This is a genomic window from Duganella kummerowiae (genome assembly GCF_053572355.1).
This window is the reverse complement of the sequence record NZ_JBKFEH010000014.1, coordinates 48,800-72,609: the sequence shown is the minus strand read 5'-3', so window position 1 is coordinate 72,609 and position 23,810 is coordinate 48,800. Positions and strand designations below refer to the sequence as shown.

At 66.9% G+C, this 23,810-nt stretch carries 22 protein-coding genes; 12 read left to right on the top strand and 10 right to left on the bottom strand.

Annotated elements, in window-relative coordinates; translation table 11 throughout:
* Positions 1–78: 78 nt before the first annotated feature.
* Entirely contained in the window at positions 79–576 is a 498-nt protein-coding gene (locus ACLB1G_RS18550) for a chemotaxis protein CheW (RefSeq protein ID WP_491628716.1), read from the top strand.
* Here the strand turns inward: ACLB1G_RS18550 and ACLB1G_RS18545 are convergent, their stop codons facing one another.
* The 4 genes from ACLB1G_RS18545 to ACLB1G_RS18530 form a co-directional block, all read right to left on the bottom strand.
* Positions 577–2,568 carry an ATP-binding cassette domain-containing protein gene (locus ACLB1G_RS18545; RefSeq protein WP_491628715.1) on the bottom strand — a complete coding sequence of 664 codons (1,992 nt, stop codon included), beginning with the start codon at positions 2,566–2,568 and terminating at the stop codon, positions 577–579.
* 16 nt (positions 2,569–2,584) lie between these two features.
* Positions 2,585–3,472: a 50S ribosomal protein L3 N(5)-glutamine methyltransferase gene (gene prmB / locus ACLB1G_RS18540; protein ID WP_491628714.1), complete on the bottom strand. Its 888-nt coding sequence runs from the start codon at positions 3,470–3,472 to the stop codon at positions 2,585–2,587.
* A 121-nt stretch (positions 3,473–3,593) separates the two neighbouring features.
* On the bottom strand, positions 3,594–4,727 hold the full coding sequence (gene dapE, locus ACLB1G_RS18535) for a succinyl-diaminopimelate desuccinylase (RefSeq protein ID WP_491628713.1): 1,134 nt from the start codon (positions 4,725–4,727) through the stop codon (positions 3,594–3,596).
* Between the two features lie 5 nt (positions 4,728–4,732).
* Entirely contained in the window at positions 4,733–5,086 is a 354-nt protein-coding gene (locus ACLB1G_RS18530; protein ID WP_491628712.1) for an ArsC family reductase, read from the bottom strand.
* Positions 5,087–5,246: 160 nt separating this feature from the next.
* Between ACLB1G_RS18530 and ACLB1G_RS18525 the strand changes: the two genes are divergently transcribed.
* Positions 5,247–5,639 (top strand): DUF4431 domain-containing protein, encoded by a 393-nt coding sequence (locus tag ACLB1G_RS18525; protein ID WP_491628711.1) that lies wholly within the window; start codon positions 5,247–5,249, stop codon positions 5,637–5,639.
* A gap of 1,063 nt (positions 5,640–6,702) precedes the next feature.
* Here ACLB1G_RS18525 and dapD read toward each other — a convergent pair.
* The 3 genes from dapD to ACLB1G_RS18510 are packed head-to-tail and all read right to left on the bottom strand — an operon-like array spanning position 6,703 to position 9,175.
* The gene (gene dapD, locus ACLB1G_RS18520) at positions 6,703–7,530 is read right to left on the bottom strand and encodes a 2,3,4,5-tetrahydropyridine-2,6-dicarboxylate N-succinyltransferase (RefSeq protein WP_491628710.1); all 828 of its coding nucleotides are present in this window, start codon (positions 7,528–7,530) and stop codon (positions 6,703–6,705) included.
* 12 nt (positions 7,531–7,542) lie between these two features.
* Positions 7,543–8,760 carry a succinyldiaminopimelate transaminase gene (gene dapC / locus ACLB1G_RS18515; RefSeq protein WP_491628709.1) on the bottom strand — a complete coding sequence of 406 codons (1,218 nt, stop codon included), beginning with the start codon at positions 8,758–8,760 and terminating at the stop codon, positions 7,543–7,545.
* A gap of 46 nt (positions 8,761–8,806) precedes the next feature.
* Positions 8,807–9,175, bottom strand: a complete 369-nt coding sequence (locus ACLB1G_RS18510; protein WP_491628708.1) for a MerR family transcriptional regulator — start codon at positions 9,173–9,175, stop codon at positions 8,807–8,809.
* 76 nt (positions 9,176–9,251) lie between these two features.
* Here ACLB1G_RS18510 and ACLB1G_RS18505 point away from each other — a divergent pair, with 76 nt between their 5' ends.
* Positions 9,252–9,737 (top strand): hypothetical protein, encoded by a 486-nt coding sequence (locus tag ACLB1G_RS18505; RefSeq protein ID WP_491628707.1) that lies wholly within the window; start codon positions 9,252–9,254, stop codon positions 9,735–9,737.
* Here the strand turns inward: ACLB1G_RS18505 and ACLB1G_RS18500 are convergent.
* Both ACLB1G_RS18500 and ACLB1G_RS18495 read right to left on the bottom strand, forming a co-directional pair.
* Positions 9,633–9,872 carry a hypothetical protein gene (locus ACLB1G_RS18500; protein WP_491628706.1) on the bottom strand — a complete coding sequence of 80 codons (240 nt, stop codon included), beginning with the start codon at positions 9,870–9,872 and terminating at the stop codon, positions 9,633–9,635. The two genes, ACLB1G_RS18505 and ACLB1G_RS18500, sit on opposite strands and share 105 nt — an antisense overlap.
* Positions 9,873–9,972: 100 nt before the next feature.
* The gene (locus ACLB1G_RS18495) at positions 9,973–10,548 is read right to left on the bottom strand and encodes an isochorismatase family protein (RefSeq protein ID WP_491628705.1); all 576 of its coding nucleotides are present in this window, start codon (positions 10,546–10,548) and stop codon (positions 9,973–9,975) included.
* 63 nt (positions 10,549–10,611) lie between these two features.
* Between ACLB1G_RS18495 and ACLB1G_RS18490 the strand changes: the two genes are divergently transcribed.
* Positions 10,612–11,220: a TetR/AcrR family transcriptional regulator gene (locus ACLB1G_RS18490; RefSeq protein ID WP_491628704.1), complete on the top strand. Its 609-nt coding sequence runs from the start codon at positions 10,612–10,614 to the stop codon at positions 11,218–11,220.
* A 54-nt stretch (positions 11,221–11,274) separates the two neighbouring features.
* Positions 11,275–12,528, top strand: coding sequence for a DEAD/DEAH box helicase (locus ACLB1G_RS18485; RefSeq protein WP_491628703.1), 1,254 nt, complete (start codon positions 11,275–11,277; stop codon positions 12,526–12,528).
* A gap of 218 nt (positions 12,529–12,746) precedes the next feature.
* Here ACLB1G_RS18485 and ACLB1G_RS18480 read toward each other — a convergent pair whose 3' ends face one another.
* Complete coding sequence (locus tag ACLB1G_RS18480; RefSeq protein ID WP_491628702.1) at positions 12,747–14,045, bottom strand: AAA family ATPase; 1,299 nt, start codon at positions 14,043–14,045, stop codon at positions 12,747–12,749.
* A 180-nt stretch (positions 14,046–14,225) separates the two neighbouring features.
* On the opposite strand from ACLB1G_RS18480, the gene ACLB1G_RS18475 reads away from it, so the two are divergent.
* The 7 genes from ACLB1G_RS18475 (at position 14,226) to ACLB1G_RS18445 (ending at position 23,758) form a co-directional block, all read left to right on the top strand.
* On the top strand, positions 14,226–14,993 hold the full coding sequence (locus tag ACLB1G_RS18475; RefSeq protein WP_491628701.1) for a hypothetical protein: 768 nt from the start codon (positions 14,226–14,228) through the stop codon (positions 14,991–14,993).
* Positions 14,990–16,081, top strand: coding sequence for a hypothetical protein (locus ACLB1G_RS18470; protein ID WP_491628700.1), 1,092 nt, complete (start codon positions 14,990–14,992; stop codon positions 16,079–16,081). Before ACLB1G_RS18475 ends, ACLB1G_RS18470 begins: the two co-directional genes overlap by 4 nt.
* Positions 16,069–17,433, top strand: a complete 1,365-nt coding sequence (locus ACLB1G_RS18465; RefSeq protein WP_491628699.1) for a caspase family protein — start codon at positions 16,069–16,071, stop codon at positions 17,431–17,433. Before ACLB1G_RS18470 ends, ACLB1G_RS18465 begins: the two co-directional genes overlap by 13 nt.
* A 239-nt stretch (positions 17,434–17,672) precedes the next feature.
* Positions 17,673–19,421 (top strand): OmpA family protein, encoded by a 1,749-nt coding sequence (locus ACLB1G_RS18460; RefSeq protein ID WP_491628698.1) that lies wholly within the window; start codon positions 17,673–17,675, stop codon positions 19,419–19,421.
* Positions 19,422–19,467: 46 nt separating this feature from the next.
* Complete coding sequence (locus tag ACLB1G_RS18455) at positions 19,468–20,928, top strand: hypothetical protein (RefSeq protein ID WP_491628697.1); 1,461 nt, start codon at positions 19,468–19,470, stop codon at positions 20,926–20,928.
* On the top strand, positions 20,928–21,770 hold the full coding sequence (locus tag ACLB1G_RS18450) for a hypothetical protein (RefSeq protein WP_491628696.1): 843 nt from the start codon (positions 20,928–20,930) through the stop codon (positions 21,768–21,770). The genes ACLB1G_RS18455 and ACLB1G_RS18450 overlap by 1 nt, the downstream gene beginning before the upstream one ends.
* A gap of 8 nt (positions 21,771–21,778) precedes the next feature.
* Positions 21,779–23,758 (top strand): YqiA/YcfP family alpha/beta fold hydrolase, encoded by a 1,980-nt coding sequence (locus tag ACLB1G_RS18445; protein ID WP_491628695.1) that lies wholly within the window; start codon positions 21,779–21,781, stop codon positions 23,756–23,758.
* Positions 23,759–23,810: the final 52 nt, after the last annotated feature.

The following is a 23,810-nucleotide window of genomic DNA, read 5'->3' as shown; positions in this document are numbered from 1 at the left end:
ATGGTCGTCAATATTGCTCTGCCGCTATTGGATACGATGGTCATTGCCTGCCACCCCGCGCAACCCGAAAGGAAGACCATGCAAGCCACCGTTCCCACCACGACCAGCGACAGCTCCGCGTCCCTGCAATACCTGGTATTCCGCCTGGGCGGGCTCGAATATGCGCTCGATTTCCGCAAGGTGCAAGAGCTGCGCCCGCTCAAGGCGCTGGAGCGCTTCGCCTCGGACGGCGAGATCATCAGCGGCGTGGCGGTCTCGCGCGGCGTGATCATGCCCATTGTCGACATGCGCATCGCCTTCGGCCCGCGCCCGCTGCAGCACGATCCCAGCACCGACTGCATCATCCTCAAGCTGTCCAGCTGCGTCATGGGAATGGTGGTGGACGGCGTCACCGACATCGTGACGCTGGCGCCCGGGCAAATCAAGCCGATTCCGGGTGCGGGGACGGGCGTCGGCCAGCAGGTCGATTACCTGCTGGGCCTGGGCGACATCGAAGGACGGCGCCTGATCGTGGTCGATATCGACAAGCTGATGTCGATCCGCAAAGTGCCCTACGGTGCGCGCCAGGCCGCGTAATTACCCCAAACTTTCCAGCTGTTCCTGCAATTCCAGCCACTGCGCTTCCAGCTCGCCCAGGTCCTTGGTGTAGAAAGCCTGGTCGGTCAGCAGCTGCTTGAGTTTGGCCTTGTTGGCGGCTTCGTAGATGGCCGGATCGCCCAATGCCGCATCGGTTTCCGCTTTCTGCGCGCTGCGCTTGGCGATCTGCTCGTCCAGGCGCTTGATCTTCTGCTCCAGCGGCTTGCGCAGCGCGGCCAGGCGCTGGCGCTGCTCGGCTTCCTGGCGCTTCTGGTCCTTGCGGTCCGCCACCGGGGCCGGCGGCGCCACCGGCGAGGTGGCCGGATAGGCGGTCTTGTTGGCCTTGCCCGCCGCCGGCAGCACTTCGGTGCCCTTGCCCAGCTTGGTCTGGAACAGCCAATCCTTGTAGTCGTCCAGGTCGCCGTCGAAAGGCTGCAGCTTGCCGTCGGCGACGATGATGAACTGGTCGGTGGTGGCGCGCAGCAGGTGGCGGTCGTGCGACACCACCACCAGCGTGCCCTCGAACTGGGCCAGGGCCTCGGTCAGCGCCTCTCGGGTTTCCAGGTCCAGGTGGTTGGTCGGTTCGTCCAGCAGCAGCAGGTTGGGGCGCTGCCACACGATCAGGGCCAGCGCCAGTCGCGCCTTCTCGCCGCCCGAGAACGGGGCGATGGAGCTGGTCACCATGGTGCCCGGGAAGTTGAAGCCGCCCAGGAAGTTGCGCAGTTCCTGTTCGCGCGTGGTGGGCGCGATTTTCGCCAGATGCCACAGCGGCGATTCGTCGTGGCGCAGCATCTCCACCTGGTGCTGGGCGAAATAGCCTATGGTCAGGCCCTTGCCGGTGGTGGAGGTGCCGGTGAGCGGATCGAGGTCGCCGGCGATGGTCTTGATCAGGGTGGATTTACCGGCGCCGTTCACGCCCAGCAGGCCGATACGCTGGCCTATCTGCAGCGAGAAATTCACATCGTGGACGATGGTGGTCTCGCTGATGGCGCCGGTCTTCTGGTCCTCGATGCGGTAGCCGGCGTTGACATCCTCCAGCACCAGCAGCGGATTCGGCGCGCTGAGCGGTTCGCGGAATTCGAACGAGAATTCGGCGGCGGCGCGCAGCGGCGCCAGTTCCTCCATTTTGGCCAGCGCCTTCATGCGGCTCTGCGCCTGGCGCGCCTTGGAAGCCTTGGCCTTGAAGCGCTCGATGAAGGATTCCAGGTGGGCGCGCTTGCGCTGCTGCTTTTCCAGGGCGCCGGCCGCCAGCGCCATTTGCGCGGCGCGCTGGCGTTCGAAGGCCGAATAGTTGCCCGAATAGCGTTTCAGCTTGCGGTCGTCGATGTGCACCACCACGTTCACCACTTCATCCAGGAAGTCGCGGTCGTGGGAGATGATGATCAGGGTGCCGGCGTAGCGCTTGAGCCAGTCCTCCAGCCAGATGATGGCGTCCAGGTCCAGGTGGTTGGTCGGCTCGTCCAGCAGCAGCAGGTCGGAAGGGCACATCAGGGCCTGCGCCAGGTTCAAACGCATGCGCCAGCCGCCCGAGAAACTGGCCACCGGGCGCTGCATCTGGTCCAGCGAGAAGCCCAGGCCCAGCAGCAGCTGTTCGCCGCGCGACTGCACGGTGTAGGCGTCGGCGTCGGCCAGGGCGCTGTACAGCTCACCGATGCGCATGCCGTTCTCGGCGCTTTCCGGCTGCGCTTCCAGCGCCTCCAGCTCGGCCTGCAGCTTGCGCAGGTTGACGTCGCCGTCGATGGCGTAATCGAGGGCGGCGCGCTCCAGCGGCGGGGTTTCCTGGGCCACGTAAGCCATGCGCCACTTGGCCGGGAAGTCGATCTCGCCCTGGTCGGGGTGCAGCTCGCCGCGCAGCATGGCGAACAGGCTGGATTTGCCGGCGCCGTTGGCGCCGATCAGGCCGATCTTGTCGCCGGGGTTGAGGGTGACGTCGACTTGTTCCAGCAGCGGCTTCACGCCGCGCATCAGGCTTACATTGATAAAACGTATCATCTTCTTTTCGGTGTCGTTACAGCTTGAGCTGGTCGGCGGTCAGCAGGAACACGGACTGGTCGCCGGCGCTCACGGTCAGCCAGGTCAGGCCCAGGTGGCCAAAGGCCGCTTCCGCGTAGTCATATTCGTTGCCGATTTCGACGATCAAGAGTCCATCGTCGGTCAGGCGCTCGGCGGCGCCTGCAACGATCTTGCGCACCAGGTCCATGCCATCCCTGCCGCCGTCCAGGGCCAGTTCCGGCTCGGCGCGGTATTCCATGGGCAGCTTGCTCATCGAGGCCGAATTCACATAGGGCGGGTTGGTGATGATCAGGTCATACTTCTTGGACGGTACGTTGGCGTACAGGTCGGACTGGATCAGCGTCAGCCGGTCTTCCAGTTCATAGGAGGCCACGTTGCGGCGCGCCACTTCCAGCGCGTCGGCCGAAATGTCCACCGCGTCCACGGCAGCGTCGGGGAAAGCGTCGGCCAGCATGATGGCCAGGCAGCCGGACCCGGTGCACAGCTCCAGGATGTTGGCCACGTTCTCAGGCTCATTGACCCAGGGCGCGAAGTACTCGGGGATCAGCTCGGCGATGAAGGAGCGCGGCACGATGGTGCGCTCGTCCACGTAGAAGCGGTAGCTGCCCAGCCAGGCCTCGTTGGTGATGTAGGCGGCCGGTACGCGCTCCACGGTGCGGCGCTCGATCACGGCCAGCACGGCCGCCACTTCCTCCGGCAGCAGGCGCGCGTCCAGGAAGGGATCGAGCTTGTCCAGCGGCAGCTTGAGGGTGTGCAGGATCAGGTAGGCCGCCTCGTCGAACGCCTCCGCGCTGCCGTGGCCGAAGAACAGCTGGGCGGTGTTGAAACGGGTGACGGCGTAGCGCAGCAGGTCGCGCGGCGTGGTGAAGGGCGTGGTGGTCATGGCTATCTCGGTCTGTGATCCTGGTACGTCGTACCCGCGCAGGCGGCGGTCCGCCGCTGCGGTACCCATGCTGAGCCGGATCGGATACTCGGCATGGGCTCCCGCCTGCGCGGGAGCGACGCTAGCGCAGCAGGTTTTCCAGCGTGCGGCGGTAAATATTCTTCAGCGGGTCCACGAAGCGCAGCTCGATGTGTTCATCGATCTTGTGGATGCTGGCGTTGGGAGGCCCGAATTCTATCACCTGGGGGCAGATCTGGGCGATAAAGCGGCCGTCCGAGGTGCCGCCGGTGGTCGACAGTTCCGCTTCCACGCCGGTCTCGCTGCGGATGGCGGCGCACAGGGCGTCGCTCAGGGAGCCGCGCGGGGTCAGGAAGGGCAGGCCGCTGAGCGCCCATTTCAGTTCGTAGTGCAGTCCGTGCTTGTCGAGGATGGCGTGCACGCGCTGCTTGAGGCCCTCGTGTGTGCTGGCGGTCGAGAAGCGGAAGTTGAAGTCCACCACCAACTCGCCCGGGATCACGTTGTTGGCGCCGGTGCCGGCGTGGATGTTGGACATCTGCCAGGACGTCGGCAGGTAGTATTCATTGCCCTCGTCCCAGCGCTCGGCCGCCAGCTCGGCCAGCGCCGGCGCGGCCAGGTGGATGGGGTTCCTGGCCAGCTGGGGGTAGGCGATGTGGCCTTGCACGCCCTTGATGGTCAGCTTGCCGGACAGCGAGCCGCGGCGGCCGTTCTTGATCACGTCGCCCAGGGTTTCGTCGGAAGTCGGTTCGCCGACGATGCAGTAGTCGAGCTGCTCGCCGCGTTCCTTCAGCATGTTACACACCACCACGGTGCCGTCGGTGGCCGGGCCTTCCTCGTCGCTGGTGATCAGGAAGCCGATCGAGCCTTGATGGTCGGCGTTGGCGGCGATGAATTCCTCGCACGCCACCACGAAGGCGGCAATCGAGGTTTTCATGTCGGCCGCGCCGCGGCCATACAGTTTGCCGTCGCGGTGGGTGGGGGTGAAGGGCTGCGATTGCCACTGGTCGACCGGGCCGGTGGGCACCACGTCGGTGTGGCCGGCGAAAACCAGCAGCGGCTGGGCCGTGCCCTTGCGCGCCCACAGGTTGGTCACGCCATTGGAGGCTATCACTTCGCACACGAAGCCCAGCGGCTCCAGCAGGTCGATCAGGTGGCGCTGGCAGCCCTTGTCGTCCGGCGTCACGGAGGACAGGGAAATCAGCTTTTCGGTCAGCGCCAGGGTCTTGGATGGGGTCATGGTGATTATTTATTAAAGATCTGTTGGTACTGGGCGTCGGAAAAGCCGACCGAGAACTGGCCGTCGCGGGCCAGCACGGGGCGCTTGATGATGGAGGGATTTTCCAGCATCAGGGCGATGGCGGCCTCGTCGTCGGTAATGGACGCCTTGCGCTCGTCGCTGAGGGCGCGCCAGGTGGTGCCCTTCTTGTTGACCAGGGTGTCGCGCGGGATCTGGGCCAGCCAGGCTGCCACGGTGGCGCGCTCCAGGCCCTGCTTCTTGAAGTCGTGGAAAACGACATCCTGCTGCTGGTCCGCCAGCCAGGTGCGGGCTTTCTTGACGGTGTCGCAGTTGGGGATGCCGTAGAGGGTAATGGTCATGGTGAGTCCGAAAGCGGGTGTGAACAGCGGAAAGCGTAACCCGCTAGCATACCATGCAGGCATGCCGCTGCGGCGGGTTCACCTTACGGATCGGTAAGCTGACCTGGCCGCCAAAGCGCGCTAGCATGCATGCAACCGTAGAGGAGGCTGAAGGACGCTGATGAAAACACGCTTGCATCTTGCCCTGTTGCTATGCGCCACCGCTTCGGCGGCCGGCGCCGCCTGCCTGAAATATGAGCCCGACACCGTGACGCTGGCTGGCCGGCTACACCGGGGCACATTTCCCGGCAGCCCAAACTTCGAGAGTATCGCCGCCGGCGACGAAGCCGAGACCGGCTACTACCTGACCCTGGACACGCCCATCTGCACCCAGGGCGACAACGCGGACCCTGAGGCGCATGAGGGCGTGCGCGAGGTCCAGCTGGTGCTGACGGAAAAACAATATGCCGCCCTGCGGCCGGAACTGGGCAAGCAGGTGCAACTGCATGGACAGCTGTACTCCGCGTTTTCCGGCCACCATCATGCTCCGGTATTACTTAGGGTGAAGCAATAGGGTGTTATCATATTTGTAATTTCAGGTTGGGCCGGGTATTGACAGGCAGATGCTTGGGCAAATTATTGGGTAGCTGTATCAAGGCCGCCTTATTCGGAAGGACCGAGAAACTGGGCGCATCCAGCAGGGGGAGCTATCCCAAAAATGACCGCTTTTTTCAATGCGCCATATTGCCGCGCCTGGCCGTTCGTGATGGTGTGGAGCGTGCTCGCCATATTGCTGGCGTGGGCTGGCACCCTGCCTGACGATTATTTGATTTACGTGCGGGCATCAAGGAGCCGCAACCGTACTTATTTCTGCCGGTTATCATCGCATGCGTAATCGCCGGCTTGGTACTAAGCGGAATTGCCTGGGCGCTAAGGGCCGGCGGCTGGCGGCGTATATGGCGTCTGGTATTCTGTTGGATCGCAAGCGCGATTATCGCCGTGTGCGCCATGGCGGGCGCCATGCATGCCTCCCGGTTATACGCTTATTTTATCTTGGCCATGATCCTGTTATCTCTGCTGATATTCATCGCCACCTTGGCTTTGATCGCGGCCGGTTTGCGTAGCCGCAGCCATTAATAATCGTACCCATTGATTTGCATGAACGGACTCCCGGATATGCGGCGGCCGACCTGGTCTGGCCGCGTATGCCCGACGCGCTGCGCCTGGGCGCAGCTATGTTGCCTGGACCTGATCAAACCAGAACTTGGCATGAACCTGCCGCTTTTTGGCTCGCAGCAGGGGCAAGCACGCGGCGCCAGGGTTGGCGAGGGCCGAATCGGCACCACACAGGAATGGCAGTGCAGGACGCGCCGCCGCAGAATGGCGGATGCAAGGTGAAATATTGGGGCTTGGTGCCGCAGGGGCGGAGAGTGAATCGCTGCCAAGCCTGGGGAGCCGGAGCTATCTTCAACGATGGCTGCGTTCCGTTTGGTTCGGCTAATCAGGAGAGCCCGGCAGGAAGCGGATATTATCTAGTTATATATTCTGCGGTGGGAATGGGATAGTATTCCCATTGAGTTTCAAGGGGCGGGAGTATCAGGCCTTGTCGGCCCTGATATTCTCCCGCCAGGTGGACGTTAAACGCCGCGCAGCAGTTCGTTAATGCCGGTCTTGGCGCGGGTTTGCGCATCCACGCGTTTGACGATCACGGCGCAATACAGCGAATATTTACCGTCGGCCGAAGGCAGCGAGCCCGATACCACCACGGAACCGGCCGGGATGCGGCCATAACTGACTTCGCCGGTGGCGCGGTCATAAATCTTGGTCGATTGGCCGATATACACGCCCATGGAAATGACCGAGTTTTCTTCCACGATCACGCCTTCCACGATTTCCGAGCGGGCGCCGATAAAGCAGTTATCTTCGATAATGGTGGGATTGGCCTGCATGGGTTCCAGCACGCCGCCTATGCCGACGCCGCCGGACAGGTGCACGTTCTTGCCGATCTGGGCGCAGGAGCCCACGGTGGCCCAGGTATCGACCATGGCGCCTTCATCGACGTAGGCGCCGATGTTGACGTAGGACGGCATCAGGACCACGTTCTTGCCGATGAAGGAACCACGGCGGGCCACGGCCGGCGGCACCACGCGGAAGCCGCCCTTGGCGAAATCTTCCGGGGTGTAGCTGGCGAACTTGGTCGGGACCTTGTCGTAGAACTGCATGGTGCCGTCGGACGGCATGGCAACGTTGTTTTCCAGACGGAACGACAGCAGCACGGCCTTCTTGACCCACTGGTTGACGGTCCAGTCGGCGCCGGTTTTCTGGGCCACGCGGATGGTGCCGGCGTCCAGGCCCGCGATCACGTGCGAGACGGCGTCGCGAACTTCGGCGCTGGCGTTGGACGGGTTGATGCTGGCGCGGTCTTCCCAGGCCTGGTTGATGATCTGTTCGAGTTGTTGGGTCATGATGTCGTTTCTTTATTGAGACAGGTTTTTGCAGAATTGGACGATGCGGCGGGCCGCTTCCAGGCCCTCGGCCGTCTCGGCCACCAGCGCCATGCGGATGCGGTTGCGGCCCGGGTTGATGCCGTGCGCCTCGCGCGCCAGGTAGCTGCCCGGCAGGACCGTGACATTATATTGGGCGTACAGGCGCTGGGCGAATTCGGTGTCGGACAGTCCCGTGCGGCTGACGTCGGCCCACAGGTAGAAGCCGGCGTCCGGCAGTTCGACGTCCATCACCTCCTGCAGCAGGGGCGTGATGGCGGCAAACTTGGCGCGGTATTGTTCGCGGTTCTGTTCGACGTGGGTTTCGTCGTTCCAGGCCGCGATAGACGCAGCCTGCACGGACAGGCTCATGGCGCCGCCGTGATAGGTGCGGTACAGCAGGAATTTCTTCAGGATGGCCGCGTCGCCGGCCACGAAGCCGGAGCGCATGCCGGGCACGTTGGAGCGCTTGGACAGGCTGCTGAACACCACCAGGCGGGCATATGGCGTGTCGGTCGTGGCCAGGCCCAGGATGTGGGCCGCCTGCATGGCGCCCAGCGGCTTTTCCTCGCCATGGTAGATCTCGGAATAGCACTCGTCGGCGGCAATCACGAAGCCGTAGCGCTCGGACAGGGCGAACAGGTGTTCCCATTCCGTCAGCGAGAGCACGGCGCCGGTCGGATTGCCGGGCGAGCAGACGAACAGCAGCTGCACCCGTTTCCAGATGTCGGCCGGGATGCTGTCGTAGTCGCAGCCGAAGTTGCGGGCCGGGTCGGAGTTGACGAAATACGGTTCGGCGCCGGCCAGGTAGGCCGCGCCTTCGTAGATCTGGTAGAACGGGTTCGGACTGACCACCAGCGCGCCGGGCTGGCTGGCGTCGACCACGGTCTGGGCCAGGGCGAACAGGGCCTCGCGCGAGCCGTTAATCGGCAGCACCTGGGTGGCCGGATTGAGCGGCGGCAGGCCATAGCGGCGCTCCAGCCAGCCGGCGATGGCGGCGCGCATGGCGTCCGAGCCGGCCGTGGTGGGGTAGATCGCCAGGCCGTCCAGGTTGTCGGCCAGGGCTTGCTGGATGAAGGCCGGGGTGGGGTGCTTGGGTTCGCCCATGCCCAGGCTGACGGCCTTGTATTCGGGATTGGGCTTCACCTGTTCGAACAGCAGGCGCAGTTTTTCAAACGGATAGGATTGCAGCTTGGCGAGGAGCGGATTCACGTGTGGCACCGGTGCGGATGAGTGGAGACGGCTTTGCAACTGTCCATTATAGCGCCTGGGGACGCAGCGGGCACTCCTCCATCTGCTCGCCGAGGCGGCGCGCCAGTTCACCGCGCAGCTGGGCCAGGCCGGCCATGCGCTGGTCGATATCGGCCAGCTTGCGCTCCAGCGCGGCGCGCAGCAGCGGCGCCGAGGCGGCGGGAGCGGCCAGCAGCGGCAGGTCGGCCTCGATTTCCTTCAGGCTGAAGCCCAGCGTCTGCGCCAGGCGGATATAGCGCAGCCAGTCCACCGCCTCGGGCGGATAGCGGCGGTAGCCGTTGTCGCCGCGCCTGGCCCGCAGCAGGCCGCGCTTTTCGTAAAAACGCAGGGTGTCGCGGCTGATGCCCGTTGCGTCGGCGATTTCTCCTATGCGCATGTTTGACTCCAATCAATACTTGACCTTGGAGTGTACTCCAGGCTTTAGGATGGCGTCACTTTGCAAGGAGATCACCATGACCGACTACCGCCTTCATGCGGGCCGTATCGTCCGCGCCAGCGCCATTTACGACCTGGCCGTCAGCGCGCCGTTTGCCACGCCCTGGACCTTTGCCTGGGTCCACCGCCAGCTGGACCAGGTTAACACCATGCTGGGCGGCGCGCCGCTGCCGGACTTCCATCCCTTCCATGTACTGTTTGCCTGCCTGATGGCCAGTGTGGTGCTGATGTGGTCCATATTGCGGCTGGCCGATCCGCAGCCGCGCTATGGCTTGTACGATGGCGCCGCGCGGATATTGTTCACGCTGTGGATGGCATGGGCGCTGGCCCGGACCGGGGCGCCGCTGCTGTGGATGTTCATCGTGCCGGAAGCCGCCTGGGGGTTCGCGCAGCTGGCCTTATTCTTCCTCGTCGGGCAGGCCGACCCCTTGGCGCAGCCAGGCCACCAGCACCACGCCCACCAGCAGCAGGACCGTGATGGACGGCTCGGGCAGGGCGCTTAACAACAGGGAGTAGGAGTGGTCGGCGCCGAGGTCGGCGGCCACATTGGCATAGGAACGGTCGGCATTGACCTGGCTGGCGCTGAACAGCAGCGCCAAGGCGGAAATCAGTTTGAGTCCGGTCGTCACAACACGCATCAAGGCTCCAGTGGATATGGCTACCTCGATATCATAATCGCAATGCAGCAATTAAGTCATCACCTACTTGGGCGATACGCGCAAAATTCGCTCAAACTGTTCAGTGCAGCAACTCCAGCAGTTGTTCTGTGGTGCGCACCTTGCCCAGGATGGGGAACAATTTGCGCACGGCGAACTCGTGCAGTTCTGCCGAGACGCTGCTCATGGCATCCTCCGCGAACAGCAGCGCGTAGCCCAGGTCGGTGGCGGCGCGGGCCGTCGATTCGACGCCGAAGTTGGTGGCGATGCCGCCCAGGATGATGGTGCGCACGCCGCGCCGGCGCAGCAGCTGGTCCAGCCCGGTGCCGTGGAAGGCGCCCCACTGGCGCTTGGCGATCACGATGTCGCCCTCGCGCCAGCCAGCTTCCGGCGCCAGTTCCCAGGCTTGCGGCGGGAGCGGCGGGGCCGAGGGATCGCGCCCTACCCGGACATCCGACGGAAGGCTCAGCAGTTCGTTCACGAGTACACGCACATAAACGACGGCGCCGCCTGCTTCGCGCATGGCGCTGGCCAGGGCCGCTCCGCGCTGCACCACGTCCTGGGCGGAATGGGGCGCCAGTTGGCGCGCGACGTTGCTGTGTTGCAGATCGATTAATACCAGCGCGGTGCTGGCGGGGTCCAGGTTAAGGTCGGTCATGATCGCTCCATATGTGAGGGTATCCTCAGATAATTATACGGCTGTTTTTGCTACAATGTGAGGATGTCCTCAGATATTTCTCCACCAACTCGCCGTCAGCCGCGCCAGCAGCGCGGGGAGCAGCGCCTGGCCGCCATGCTGGACGCGGCCGCCGCCGAGTTCGCGCAAGCCGGCTACGATGCCGCCACCATGACCGCCATCGCCCGGCGCTGCGGCTCCTCGATAGGCGCCTTGTACCAGTACTTCCCCAACAAGCTGGCGCTGGCGCATGCGCTGCGCGAGCGCTACGGCGAGGAAATGGGCCGGCGCTGGACCGTGTTGACGGCGGAGGCGGCGCAACTGGGCGTAGCGGCGCTGGTGGAGCGCATCTTCGGGCTGATGGTGGGCTTCTTCGAGGAGCACCCGGCCTATTTCACGCTGCTGGGCGCGACCCTGGATTACCAGCGCAATGCCGAATCGCGCCAGCGCCTGCGGGAGCGCTTCGGCGCCGTGTTCCGCGAAATCCAGCCGGCGCTGGGCGAGGACGAGGCGCTGTTGATGGCCAAGGTGTCGCTGCAAATCGTGAAGGGCCTCAATCCGCTGTATGCCGAGGCTGATGCGCAGGAGCGGCTGCGGCTGGCGGCCGAATTCAAGCTGGCGCTGGCCGGCTACCTGGAGACGCGGCTGCGCTGAGGTGGCGATGCTTTATACTGTCGCGGTTTATTTCCACCGTCAGTAAAGGCCATCATGTCTTTTTCCACCCTGGGCCTGGTACCCTCGTTGCAGAACGCCGTCGCCGCATTGGGCTACACCGAGCCGACCGCCATCCAGCAGGCCGCCATTCCGCCCGCGCTGCGCGGCGCCGACATCCTGGGTGCGGCCCAGACCGGCTCAGGCAAGACGGCGGCCTTCGTGCTGCCGCTGCTGCAGTCGCTGATCGCCCATCGCGACGGGCCGCGCCAGTTGCATGGGCTGGTGCTGGCGCCCACGCGCGAACTGGCGGCCCAGGTGGGCGAGACCATACGGCGCCTGGCGCAGCAGCTCGATTTCCCGGTCAAGCTGTGCGTGGTGTATGGCGGCGTCTCGATCAACACCCAGATGATGGCCCTGCGCGGCGGGGCCGACATCGTGGTGGCGACGCCAGGCCGGCTGCTGGACCTGCACGAGCACAACGCCGTCAAGCTGGGCAAGGTGGCCATGCTGGTGCTGGACGAGGCCGACCGCCTGCTGGACCTGGGCTTCGCCGAGGAGCTGGAGCGCATCCTGGCGCTGCTGCCGGAGCGGCGCCAGAACCTGTTCTTTTCCGCGACCTTCCCCCGGGATGTGCAGAAGCTGGCCGGCCGCATGCTGCGCGAGCCCGAGCGCATCGAAGTGCCGGCCGAGCCGGGCCAGGCGCCGGACATAGCGCAGCGCGCCATCGTGGTCGACCTGGCGCGCCGCACGCAACTGCTGCGCCACCTGCTGCGCGAGCAAAAATGGAAACGGGCCATGGTGTTCGTGGCCACCAGGTACGCATCCGAGCACGTGGCGGACAAGCTGGCCCGCAACGGCGTGCGCGCGGCGGCCCTGCACGGCGACCTGGCCCAGGGCGCGCGCACCCAGGTACTGGAGGATTTCAAGGATGGCCGCCTGCAGGTGCTGGTGGCGACCGACGTGGCCGCGCGCGGCATCGACATCGCGCGCCTGCCGGCGGTGGTGAACTACGACCTGCCGCGCTCCACCGACGACTATGTGCACCGGATCGGCCGCACCGGGCGCGCCGGCGAGCGCGGGGTGGCGGTCAGCTTCGTCCCGGCCAGCGCCGAACAGCATTTCCGCCTGATCGAAAAGCGCCAGGGCATGCGCCTGCAGCGCGAGCAGGTGGCCGGCTTCGAACCGGCCGAGACCGAAGTCACGGCCCCGGCGCACGCCGCCACCGACACCGTCAACGGCGGCATCAAGGGCAAGCGCAAGAGCAAGAAAGACAAGCTGCGCGAAGCGGCCGCCCGCGCCGCAGAGTAAGCCCGCGAGCTGGTATCAAGCCGGTGTCATGTCAACATCACCCCTAGCACCCCTAGTGTCAGCACTCCTAGTGTCCACCCCTGGTGTCACCCCTGGTGTCAGATCTGCCATTGGTACATGAGCCTGCCTTCACCCCTGGTGTCAGATCTGCCATTGGTACATGAGCCTGCCTTTGAAAGCGCACTCATGTACCAATGGCAGATCTGACACCGGCGGCGCTAGCAGAACCCGACCGGCGCGCGTGCCTGGGCGGGCGCCAGGTCGTGGTCCTGCAGGTGGACGGCGGTGTCGCCGGCGGCGACGGCGCGCTGGGCGGCGCGGCCCAGTGCTTCGTGCAGGCCCATGCGTAGTTCGCGTACTGAACTTGCCATCACCCGCCCATGCCCGGCCGGCGGCGGCTGCCGTGGCGCCTGCGGCAGGCCAGCCCCCACTTCGGCCAGCATGGACTCGGCAATGCGCAGCAGATCGTTGGGGCCGGGAACGGCGATGTCGAATACCTTGAAGCGGCTCAGTAGCGGCGCCGGCAGTGCGCCGCTGTCGTTGGCCGTGGCCAGCCACAGCACTTGGCTGGCGTCCACCGGGATGCCGGCATATTCATCGCGGAAGGCACGCGCGCTGCCTGGCTCCAGCAGCGTGTACAGCGGGCCGTAGGGGCTGGATCGGCCTTCGGCGCTGGCTTTGTCGATTGCGTCCAGCGGGATCACCGGCGCCATGCCGGGACCGTGCTGCAGCGCTTCAAACACCATCCCGGGCCGGGCCGAGGACCAGCCCCGGTCCATGCCGCCGATGGTGAAGCCGCAGCTTTGCGCCGCCATGTTGAGCACTTCATGGCGGCTGCCCAGCAGGCCGGCCAGGGCGGCCGCGAAGCTGGTCTTGCCGCAGCCCGCAGGTCCATTCAGCAGCAGCAGTGGTGGTGGCTGGAACGGTGTCTGGCTCAGCGTGGCGTAGGCGGCCTGCTCGGCCAGGAACTGCAGCGGGCGCGCGAAGTTGGGATAGCGTTCCGCCAGCCGTAGCAGGCGCGCCGGCTCCGGTGGCCGCTGGCGGGGACGTACCAGGGGCGTGTCGGTGATCCTGGCGAGAAAGCGCGCATATTCCTTTTCCGTGTCGCTGCGCTCGGCGGCGCCGGTGCCGGCGCGCTTTTTCGCCTCCAGCAGCGCTCCCAGGTCCAGCCAGGGCTTCGCCGACGGGTCGGCCAGGCGCGCGTGGGCTGCGTTCAGCAGCAGGGCGCAGCGGTCCGGCAGAGTGTGCAACTGGGCGTCGTGCGCATCGCGTTCCAGCACCTCGGCCAGCGGCCGCACGTGCGCGTCCAGCACCACCGCCAGGCCGCCCGCTACGTGGTCCAGCGCGGCGAACACCTGTTCCAGGTAGGGCGACAGCTCGGGGTCCGGCCGCACGCCGGCGGCGTCGCACAGGGCGCCGGCCAGCGCGCGGGCCTGGGCCGCGCTGAACTTCGGCGGCGTGTTGTCGCGCTCGGGCGCGGCCAGCGAGCCATCCATACGGGTCAGGGCAATGCTCATCGTTTCCTCTTTTAGTGATGCCATGCGCCTACAACGCGGCCGCGCGCCGATTTCGAGACCCGGCTTCAATTTTTTTCGCCCGCCGCGTTATGGGAATGGCACCGGCTGGCGCCAATTGAAAAGTTCACAATAGTTAGCAAATCGATTATGCTTGAGTTTTTTATTGCCGATAATCAACCTATGACGGACGCAGATGACGCCGTCCCGGCGGGCGATGACAGCCATGCCAGGATCATCGATTACTGGAACCGCCGCCCCGCGTTGAGCCGGGAGGAATGGGGTGATTTCTACCAGCGCGCAGTGCGGCTGTTGATGCGCACCCAGTTGCCCGAGGACTACCGGAGCGACGCGGCGCGGCGCGACCTGATCAATTGCTTTTTCCAGGACAAGATCTTGCTCAATGCCGAAACTTCGCGGGCCGGTCCGCTGCACAGCGCCTACGCGCTGCACGGCTACCTGAAGAATTATGAAAAAAGCCTGCGGCGCGACCAGCCGGCCGACGCTTCGCTGGACCAGTTGTGCGAGGAGGGCTATCAGCTGCCCGAGGAGGAAGCCGGGCCGCAGGCGGGCGAGGCGCATGCCGGCCTGCTGGCCGAGGCCGGCATCGACCCGCGCGCCGCCATGCACAGCGCCGACCGTTTCATCGCCGGGCTCGGCGCGCGCGAACTGGCTTACCTGCGCCACCATTCGTGCGCCGAGGGCCGGGCGGAGCCGGTGTCCAGCATCGCCCAGCGGCTGGCGCTGGGCAGTACCTTCCACCTGCGTGCCAAGAAGCTGGGCATCACGCGCGCCAAGGGCGACACTTACCGGGGCTATGAAAACACGGCCATCGGCGGCTGGCTGCGCGCGGTGGGAGCGCAGTTGCATCCCGACTGGCGCGAGGAACTGGCGGCGCTGCTGGTGCTGCTGTGCCGGCAGGTGCGCCTGCGGGCCGGGGAGGCGCGATGAGTGCCGCGCTGCATCCGCCGTTGGCGCTGATCGAGCGTGAATTGTTCGGTCCCGTGGAGAACCCCGTGGACGCCACGCCGGAGGACGGCGCCGGCCGCGATGCCGCGCCGGCCGCGATGCCGCCCTGGCTGCTGGCGCTGGTGGAGCGCAAGGTCGCTTCGGTCCAGGCCCATGGCCCGCAGGCGCTGGCGGTCGGGCAGATCCGCTGCCTGCCCGTGCTGCCGGCGCGCGCCCTCGGCCGCACCGGCGCCGTGCTGCTGGGGCGCTGCCTTGGCGGGCGGCGCTGGGCCGGCTGGCTGGTGGCGCAGGAGGTCGATTACGCTGCTGAGCGCGATCTGGTGCTGCAGGACGATGATGGCATCCTGGCGCCGGAGGCGGCGCTGGTGCAGACCTGGAATCCGGTCGAGGTGAGCCTGCGCGGCGATGAGGCGGTGCTGGGCAAGCTGCCGGCCGCCACCTTGGGTGCGGTGCTCAAGCTGGCCGACCGGGCCGGCCAGGCGCAGGAATTCGTGGCGCCGCGCCCCGGCCGCATCGGTGCCTGGGACCTGGATGGCGAGACCACGGTGGTCACAGGCACGCCGCTGGCCGGGCCGGACGACCCGCGCGCCGCCTACCAGGCCCTGTATCTACGCCTGGCCGCCGAGTGCACGGCCGCGGCCCAGGGGCATGAGCCGCTGCCGCCGCGCGCCGCGCGCAGCTGGCGCGCCTGGCTGGAGCAGGTCTTGGTGCGCCCGGTGTGGACGTTTGGCGCGCTGGCCGTGGCGCTGCTGCAGGCGGCCTGGCTGCTGGCCGGCCCATTCGGCGGCCAGGAAGCGCTGCTGTACCGTGGTGCGCCAGCGGCTCAGGCCGAGGCGTGCCGCGTCAAGATAAGGGTCATGTTCAAGCTCGATACGCCGTATGCCGAGGTGGTGCTGGCCTTGCGCCGGGTCGATGCGACCCTGGTCAGCGGTCCGTCTGAAACCGGGGAGATCTGGATACTGGCGGCAGCCGGCCAGGACCCGCACGAGGTGGCCGCCACGCTGAGGCAAAACCGCCTGGTCGAACAAACCGATGTGATCTTGCCGGAGGGCCGTTCATGCAAGCGATGATTGCCCGCGCGGCGCGCGCCGCCGCCGGCCTGCTGTGCGGCTGGCTGCTGCTGGCCGGGGCGGTCGGCGCCGCCGGCACCGGGCAGGCCGGCCCTGTCAAGCTGGCGCTGGTGATCGGCAACAGCCAGTATGCGGGCGACCGTGGCCTGCTCAACGCTGGCAACGACGCCCGCCTGATGGCCCGCACCCTGGCAAAGCTGGGCTTTGCCGTCACCGAGCAGTATGACCTGGGCCGCGACCGCTTTGCCAGCGTGGTCAACGACTTTGCCGACCGTCTGCCGTCCGGCGCCACCGCTTTCGTGTATTACGCCGGCCACGGCATGCAGCTGGGCGGCAGCAACTACCTGACGCCGGTCGATATGCCGGTCACCAGCGAGTCGTCGGCCCGGGTGCGTTCCTACGCCCTCGGCACCCTGCTGGACCGGCTGGCGCGCGCGAAGTCGCGCCTGAACATCGTGGTGCTCGATGCCTGCCGCAACAATCCTTTCCAGCCTGGCGGCGCGGTGCGCTACCGCAGCTTCAGCGACCTGGGGCTGTCGCGCGTGCAGGCGCCGCGCGGCACCCTGATCGCCTATTCGACCTCGCCCGGCCAGCTGGCCCCGGACGGCAAGGGCGGCAACAGCCTGTACACCGCCACCCTGGCCCGTGTCCTGGCCCAGCCGGGGGTGGAGTTGGAGGCGGTGTTCCGGCGCGTCGGCAACGAAGTGCGGCGCCAGACCCACGACGACCAGATCCCGTGGTACGAGTCGTCGCTGGCCGATGGCGATGTTATCAACGCCCGGGGCCAGGCCGGCGATGCGGCCGGACCCCGCCAGCAGGCCACGCGCGGACTGCGCCCGGCAGCCGATGGGGGCCTGTGGTACCGGCAGATGATCGCGGCCGAACTCAGTGAACTGGACTGGGAGGTGCAGCAGCGCGTCAAGCGCCTGACGCCGGACGAGCTGCCGGCCCTGCGCCACCAGGCCGCCGGCGGCAGCGTGGTGGCGCAGACGGTGCTGGGGCTGGCCTACCGCGAGGGTATCGAGCCGGTGCGGCTGAGCGGTTCGTCCCAGGTGGCGCGCCACAAGGCCAACAATGGCGAGGCCTGGAAATGGCTGCAGCAGGCCGCCAATGCCGGCTTCCCCATGGCCCAGGTGGAGATCGGCGAGATGTATTACACCGGCCATGGCACCGAGCGCAATCTAGCCAAGAGTCGCCAGTGGCTGGAAGCGGCGGCCGCGGCCAACTATCCGCGCGCCAAGCTGGACCTGCTGCAGTTGCAGGCCACCACCACGCCAGGCAAGGCGGATTACGGCGATGCATTGCGTTCCGTGCTGGACAGCTTGCAGGTGCCGCAGGCGCCGCGCCGCTAAAAAAATCGCATTTTTCTTCAATATCCTGGATCGGCCGAGTTATAGGCAGGAAGAGAGCGGCAGGCTTGCGATTGATTAGTCTCTAGTGTTGTTTCCCTGCATCAACTTTAAGAAAAATGCCAATTATTTGTGATTTATCTACTCATCTAGATAAGATTCCCACTACAATGTTGCGACATATCAACGTTTCTTTATCCAATATTGCTATGAGCCGACACGCTGTTTCCCATCGCTGCCGCATGAAACCGGTGGCCTCCCTGGTGATCCTCGCCCTGACCCTGCAGGGGTGCGCCCCGATGGCGCCGGTGCAGGGCGGTGCGGCCGGCCAGCGCGCCGCCGTCGATCCCTGCGTGGATCAGAGCGCCCAGCAGATCGGGACGCTGCTGGGCGCCGTGGCCGGCGGCCTGCTGGCAAAGAAGTTTTCCGACGCCAAGTATGCGGTGCCGGTCGGCGCCGCAGTCGGTGCCCTGATCGGGCATGCCATCGGCAAGGATGTCAGCCGGCGCCGCTGCGAGCTGTCCCAGATCGCCAAGAAGCACGATCTGGAGATGCGCACCGCCGTGCTGCAACTGCCCGAGGCGGGCCCCGGCGCCAAGGGCGGCGAGCAGGAAGCGGTGGGCATGACCGCGACCCTGGTGGACAAGGGCGGCAACCAGTTCCTGCCCAACTCCGACCAGTTGACCCCGGCCGCGCGCGCTTATTTCACCGAGATCGCCGCCGCCTACACGCCGCGCGCCCGCCGGCAGGGCCTGGACAACCAGGAAGCCGGCACGCTGGACCAGAGCAAGGTGCTGATCGTCGGCCATACCGACGACCAGGAGGATACCCGCCTGGCGGCCGACCTGTCCGAGCGCCGGGCGCGCGCGGTGGCCGACGTGTTCCGCGCCGCCGGGGTGCCGGAGGCGTCGATTTATTACCAGGGCGCTGGCGAGACCTTGCCGGCGGCAGACAACCACAGCGAAGCCGGCCGCGCCGCCAACCGCCGCGTCGAGATCGTCGATGTGGCCAATGACAGCGTGATGGCCAGCTACCTGCAGTCGCGGGTGGCCACGTCCAGCTATTTCCGTCCCGTGGGCACGCCCGAGGCAGATGCCGTGGCCCAGGCGCCGGCCGCCCAGCCGGCGGCCGCACCGTCGGCCAAGCCTGCCGCGCCGGCCCGCGCCGCCGCCAAGCCGGCCGGCGGCGTTGCGCTGGCCTCTGCGCGGCAACCGGCCGCTAACGATGCGCCGGCAGCGCCCGCAGGGACGGCCAGCCAGGCCCAGTCCGGCGCCAAGCCAGCCGCCACGGCCATCGCCAGCGCCGCGCCGGCCGCGCCGCGTAAGCCAGCCGCCAGCGCCAGCCGTCCGGCGCTGGCCAAGGCCGGCAACAATACCGCGAACGCCACCGCCAGCGCCGCCGACACGGCCGGTTTCAGCCTGGGCGGCGCGCGCTTCGACCAGCGCAGCCACCAGGTCAGCGTCGGCGAACCGCTGCGCAACGACGGTTTCAGCTTGCTGCCGCTGGCAGTGGCCGACGAGGCGCCGCTGCACTCCTGCGTCAACGACCGTGCGCGCGTGTCGCACGCCGTCAAGTCGCTGCGCGGCGGGAATGAATACAAGGTGGGCGACTATCAGCCGGGCGCCTATGGCACTTCGTGGGTGGGCAAGGTCAACGGCCATCTGCTGAGCCTGAACAATGTTGCCGTGCTGCGCGCTGGCGGGCTGCCAGCCAGCAATCCGACCGTGCTGATCTTCAAGAACTTCAACGAGCAGGGCGGGGTCTCGCGCAAGCCGGACTTCAGCGTCGTGCCGGTGGTGAACACCTATGCCGGCAGCCGCGGCACCTTGTACCGCGTGTTCTTCGACAAGGGCGCGCCGCTGCGCTGCATTGACGTGGTGCTGCCGGCCTCGGGACCGTTCAAGGCCGAGCAAGGCTATGTTTACCAGGACCGCAACCAGCAGACCTTCGCCTCTGAATTCCGGCCCGAAGTGCCGGCCCGCCGCCTGTGAGCGGCATGCCGCCGGCGTACGTCATCCGATTTTTTAAGGAGTTACCATGTCATTGATTTCCCTCGGGATCACCCTGCTGTGCCTGGTGCTGGGCGTCGCCATCGCCTGGTACTGCATCAACAACACCTTCCAGGGCAAGCTGTTCTACTACCGCCTGTTCAAGCTGCGCGCCATCAGCGGCAAGACCAGCACCGGCTCGGACGGCTGGACCAAGGCCGAGAACACCCTGGGCGGCGATTTCAAGAAATTCATTCCGGCCATGGACCGGGAGGAATTTGAAAACTGCAAGACCTATCTGGCGCTGGCCGGCGACAAGGGCCGCCAGCCGCTGCCGTTCTGGCTGATCGCCATGATCGGGACCCTGATCATCGCCGAGGGCCTGGGCTTTTCCTACCTGCTGGGCACCTTCATCGCGCCCGAGGGCACGGCCGACACCTACACCCTGCTGATGGTGGCCCTGGTGCTGGTGCTGTGCGTGGTGCTGGGCATGATCACGCACGCGGCCGGCCACCAGCTGTACCGTACCCGCCTGATCAACGCCAACCGCCAGGAATGGCAGCAGACCCATACCGATGACAACCCGCAGTTCAAGACCCACGAAGTGCTGCTGCTGCAACCGCAGAACTGCGACGCCAACCAGCCACCGTACACGCGCCTGGCGAACCGGGTCGGCGACAAGGGCCAGTACACCATGGTGATCATCGCCATCATCACCATCGTGACCATTGCCGTGTTCTCCACCGCGATGCGGGTCAAGGCGCACGAAAAAGCCGAAGCGGACCGTACTGTCGGCGCCGTGGTGTCGGCCGAAGCCTCGAATCCGTTCGCGGACAAGGGCGGCAATGGCCTGCCCGAGGCCGTGACCGCGCCCAACCAGCAAGCCAATGACAACGCCGCCAAACAGATCCATGACGCCGGCACCCAGGAAGCCCTGTCGGCCTTCATCATCCTGGCCGTGATCTTCGTCATCACCCAGATCGTCGCCATCTACGCCGGCTTCAAGTGGGGCTTCGGCGGCCAGGAAAGCGCCGCCGCCTACCGCCGCACCCGTGGCTTCTCCACCTGGACCGAGGCGCGTGAAGTCAAGGATGCCTTCATCGAGCCGGTCGAGGAACTGATGACGGCGCTGCACGCGAAATTCAGCGAGAGCAACCGCAAGCTGGCGGTGCACAGCTTCAAGCAATACCTGAGCAAGACGGCGGCGGCCGCTGACGCGGAAGACCGGGAAGCCGCCGACCGCGAGGCGGCGCGCAAGGCCACCGACGCGGCCCGCTCGGCCGCCGCGGCGGCTCCTGCGCCTGCCGCCGCCGCGCCGCTGGCGCCGCAGCCTGCCGACGCCGACCCGGTGCAGGCGCACCTGGACGCGATCGACCGCCTGACCGCCAAGGAGGACAAGGAACGTTACGTGCTGGAGCTGGAGGTCGGCCAGCGCGCCGCCGTGATCCAGGCCATCAAGGCGCGCCAGCAGCGCGCCGCCGCCGCCAAGGAAGTGGAGGGGCTGTTCTGATGCGCCGGCTCGCTCCCGCCCTGGCCGCGCTGGCGCTGGCGTCAGCCCTGCCGGCCCTGGCCCGTGCTGGCGACGTGCCGTCGTGCTACGCCGCCAACCGCATGACCGAGGCGCCGGCGCCGGCGCCGCGCCGCGCCGTGTTCCTGCTCATCGACGAGACGACGCTGCTCAACACCGCCCTGCAGGGCAGCGCCTGGAAAGCCGTGGCGCCGCTGATCGAGCCCGGCACCGAGCTGACCGTGGTGCGCTTCTCGGCCTATTCGCAGTCGCGCTATACCACCACCGTGTTTTCCGGCCTGGTGGAGGAGGGCGTGCCGGAGGCGGCGCGCCACGCCATCAGCGTCAAGAAACTCAAGCAGTTCGACGACTGCCTGGCCGGCCAGCGCGGCTTCGTGGTCAAGAAGGTGCAGGCGGCCATGGCCCAGGGCTTCGCCAGCGCCAGTGGCGACCTGGCCAAGTCCGACGTCATCGCGGCCATGAACGACGTGTCGGTGTCGGTGCGCGCCAGCCAGGCGCCGCAGAAGGTGGTGCTGGCCATTTCCGACATGCTGGAAAACTCCACCATCTCCTCGTTCTACGAAAACAACGGGGTGCGCGCCATCGACCCCGCCGCCGAAATGGGACGGGTGCGCAAAGCCGGCATGCTGGGCGATTTCGCCGGCGCGCGGGTGTGGGTGATGGGCGCCGGCCTGATCGCCGCCGATACCACCGGCAAGAAGACGGTGTACCGCGATCCGATCCGCCTCAAGTCGCTGCAGAATTTCTGGACCGAGTACTTCAGCCAGTCCAAGGCCACCCTGGCCGATTTCGGCACGCCCGAGCTGAAACAGCCGATCCGCTGAGGTCCGCCATGCGCCGCGCAGCTTACACCCTGGCCGCCAGCCTGGCGCTGGCCGCAGGACCGGCCCTGGCCGCCCCCGCACCGCTCAAGCTGGGCCAAATGGAGGATGGCAGCACGCTCTATCTGGCCTCCAGCGATGGCAGCGGCGAACGCCGCCTGGTACGCACCCGCCGCGTTTATGCGGCGCCGCGCCAGGTCGGCGGCGCCAGCGGCGTGCTGGCGGAGGTCGATTGGCAGCGTATCGACTGCGTTGCCCGCACCTATGAGACCGAACGTATCGAGTGGTATGCCAACGCCGAGGGCAGCGGCGCGCCGCTGCAGGAGTACGACGTGCCGCTCAACCTGCGCCAGGTCACGGCCGTGCGCCCCGACGACCGCAGCGCGGTGGGCGTGATCGTGAACACCGTCTGCCTGGGCGGCGCCACGGCGGTGGCGGCGCAGCCGGCCACGCCGGCGCGGCCGCCGGCGGTAGCCGCACCTGCCGCGCCATCCCCTGTGCCGGTACCGCGTCCCGCTGCGCCTGCCGCTGGCAGCCCCGAGGCGCCGCCTGCCCTGGCGCAGCAGCGCAATCCGCCATTGCCGTCTGCGGCCCCGGGCGAGATGCCGGCGGCCGGTCCGGGGCCGATGGCGGCCCCGCAGCCGCTACCGGGGGTGGGGCCGATCGCCGCCATGCGGCCGTTTGCCGACAGCGTGTTCACGCTGGGCACCATGGGGCGGCTGGCGCAGTACATCTATTTCGACCAGCAGCAGGAAGCGCTGCTGGCGGCCGTGTCGGACAAGATCGCGCGCGCCCGGCCGGCCCAGCCGCCCGGCCTGATGCAAAGCCTGAGCGGCATCGCGGCCGAACGCAACGGCAAGGCGCTGCGCCGCTACCAGGCCGCCATGGACGCCAAGGCCGAGATGCTGGCGCGCGAGGGCCTGGTCAGCGAGCCGCTGCCCAAGCTGGGCGCGGCCCCGATTGCGGCGTTCCGCGCCGAGCTGTATCGGCATGCCGCCAGTGGGCAGCTTATCCTGGTGTTCCGTGGCTCGCAGGAGGCGCTGGACTGGGTCACCAATCTGTGGCTGGGCGTCGACCTGCTCAAACTGGAGGCGCCGCACTACCAGGCCGCGCGCGAACTGGCCGGGTTGATCGTCAAGAGCGGCCGCAAACCCATCGTGGTGGGCCATTCCCTGGGCGGCGGCATGGCCCAGTACGTCGGCCAGCTGTATGGGCTGAAGGTGGTTGCCTTCAACAGTTCGCCGCTGCCGGCGCGCTATATCCCGGCCAGGCAGGCCGCCGCGCCGGACCATATCCGGCTGTTCTCGGCCATCGAATACTCCGACCAGCCGAACAACACGGTGACGCGCGCCGACCCGGTCTCGCTGCGCCTGCCCAGGTTTGCCGAGGACCTGGCGGCCCAGCTGGGGCATGCGGCCGATGATGGCCTGGTCAAGGCCCACCAGCACCTGGTGCAGCCGGTCTGCGTCGCTTCGCGGCCGCAGCCGTTCCGCAACGAGGAGGAGGACGAGCAGGCCGCGCTGGCGCTGAACACGATGCTGTATCCGGGTGTCTATGGCCTGCTGCTGAAAGGGCAGAACCTCAAGGCCGCGCAGGAGCAGGGCATGCAGCTGTGGATACGCCAGCAGGTCGGACGCCAGCTCGACACGCCGGCCTGGCAGCCGGACACGCGCAGCGCCTTCGACCAGCGGGTGGCGGAACAGGCCCGGAAACTGGTGGCCACGGCCGCCATCGACGCCTACCATGAGGCGCGTGCGCTCGGCAAGCTGGGCGGCGTGATGTACGACACGGCCGCTGGCAGCACCTGGAAGGCCGTCAGCACCATGGGCTTCGCGATGGGCAAGGCGCTGGCGAAAATCCAGCTGGGGCTGCAGTTCATGCCGCACTCGATGGAGCGATTCAACCGCGGCATGCAGGCCGAGGTGGGCAACGACGTGTTCGTGGCGCAGGCGGTGACGGCCCAGTGCCGCAAGCCGGCATCGACCTACTGAAGGTGGCGCTCAGGTGGCGGGTGGTCGCTCCACCAGGGCCGGGACCTGGCGC

Excerpts from the sequence above, each read along its gene's own strand:
- ACLB1G_RS18550 (WP_491628716.1), top strand. The coding sequence starts at position 79 with ATGCAAGCCACCGTTCCCACCACGACCAGCGACAGCTCCGCGTCCCTG.
- ACLB1G_RS18545 (WP_491628715.1), bottom strand. The coding sequence starts at position 2,568 with ATGATACGTTTTATCAATGTAAGCCTGATGCGCGGCGTGAAGCCGCTG.
- prmB (WP_491628714.1), bottom strand. The coding sequence starts at position 3,472 with ATGACCACCACGCCCTTCACCACGCCGCGCGACCTGCTGCGCTACGCC.
- dapE (WP_491628713.1), bottom strand. The coding sequence starts at position 4,727 with ATGACCCCATCCAAGACCCTGGCGCTGACCGAAAAGCTGATTTCCCTG.
- ACLB1G_RS18530 (WP_491628712.1), bottom strand. The coding sequence starts at position 5,086 with ATGACCATTACCCTCTACGGCATCCCCAACTGCGACACCGTCAAGAAA.
- ACLB1G_RS18525 (WP_491628711.1), top strand. The coding sequence starts at position 5,247 with ATGAAAACACGCTTGCATCTTGCCCTGTTGCTATGCGCCACCGCTTCG.
- dapD (WP_491628710.1), bottom strand. The coding sequence starts at position 7,530 with ATGACCCAACAACTCGAACAGATCATCAACCAGGCCTGGGAAGACCGC.
- ACLB1G_RS18510 (WP_491628708.1), bottom strand. The coding sequence starts at position 9,175 with ATGCGCATAGGAGAAATCGCCGACGCAACGGGCATCAGCCGCGACACC.
- ACLB1G_RS18505 (WP_491628707.1), top strand. The coding sequence starts at position 9,252 with ATGACCGACTACCGCCTTCATGCGGGCCGTATCGTCCGCGCCAGCGCC.
- ACLB1G_RS18500 (WP_491628706.1), bottom strand. The coding sequence starts at position 9,872 with ATGCGTGTTGTGACGACCGGACTCAAACTGATTTCCGCCTTGGCGCTG.
- ACLB1G_RS18495 (WP_491628705.1), bottom strand. The coding sequence starts at position 10,548 with ATGACCGACCTTAACCTGGACCCCGCCAGCACCGCGCTGGTATTAATC.
- ACLB1G_RS18490 (WP_491628704.1), top strand. The coding sequence starts at position 10,612 with ATGTCCTCAGATATTTCTCCACCAACTCGCCGTCAGCCGCGCCAGCAG.
- ACLB1G_RS18485 (WP_491628703.1), top strand. The coding sequence starts at position 11,275 with ATGTCTTTTTCCACCCTGGGCCTGGTACCCTCGTTGCAGAACGCCGTC.
- ACLB1G_RS18480 (WP_491628702.1), bottom strand. The coding sequence starts at position 14,045 with ATGAGCATTGCCCTGACCCGTATGGATGGCTCGCTGGCCGCGCCCGAG.
- ACLB1G_RS18475 (WP_491628701.1), top strand. The coding sequence starts at position 14,226 with ATGACGGACGCAGATGACGCCGTCCCGGCGGGCGATGACAGCCATGCC.
- ACLB1G_RS18470 (WP_491628700.1), top strand. The coding sequence starts at position 14,990 with ATGAGTGCCGCGCTGCATCCGCCGTTGGCGCTGATCGAGCGTGAATTG.
- ACLB1G_RS18465 (WP_491628699.1), top strand. The coding sequence starts at position 16,069 with ATGCAAGCGATGATTGCCCGCGCGGCGCGCGCCGCCGCCGGCCTGCTG.
- ACLB1G_RS18460 (WP_491628698.1), top strand. The coding sequence starts at position 17,673 with ATGAAACCGGTGGCCTCCCTGGTGATCCTCGCCCTGACCCTGCAGGGG.
- ACLB1G_RS18455 (WP_491628697.1), top strand. The coding sequence starts at position 19,468 with ATGTCATTGATTTCCCTCGGGATCACCCTGCTGTGCCTGGTGCTGGGC.
- ACLB1G_RS18450 (WP_491628696.1), top strand. The coding sequence starts at position 20,928 with ATGCGCCGGCTCGCTCCCGCCCTGGCCGCGCTGGCGCTGGCGTCAGCC.
- ACLB1G_RS18445 (WP_491628695.1), top strand. The coding sequence starts at position 21,779 with ATGCGCCGCGCAGCTTACACCCTGGCCGCCAGCCTGGCGCTGGCCGCA.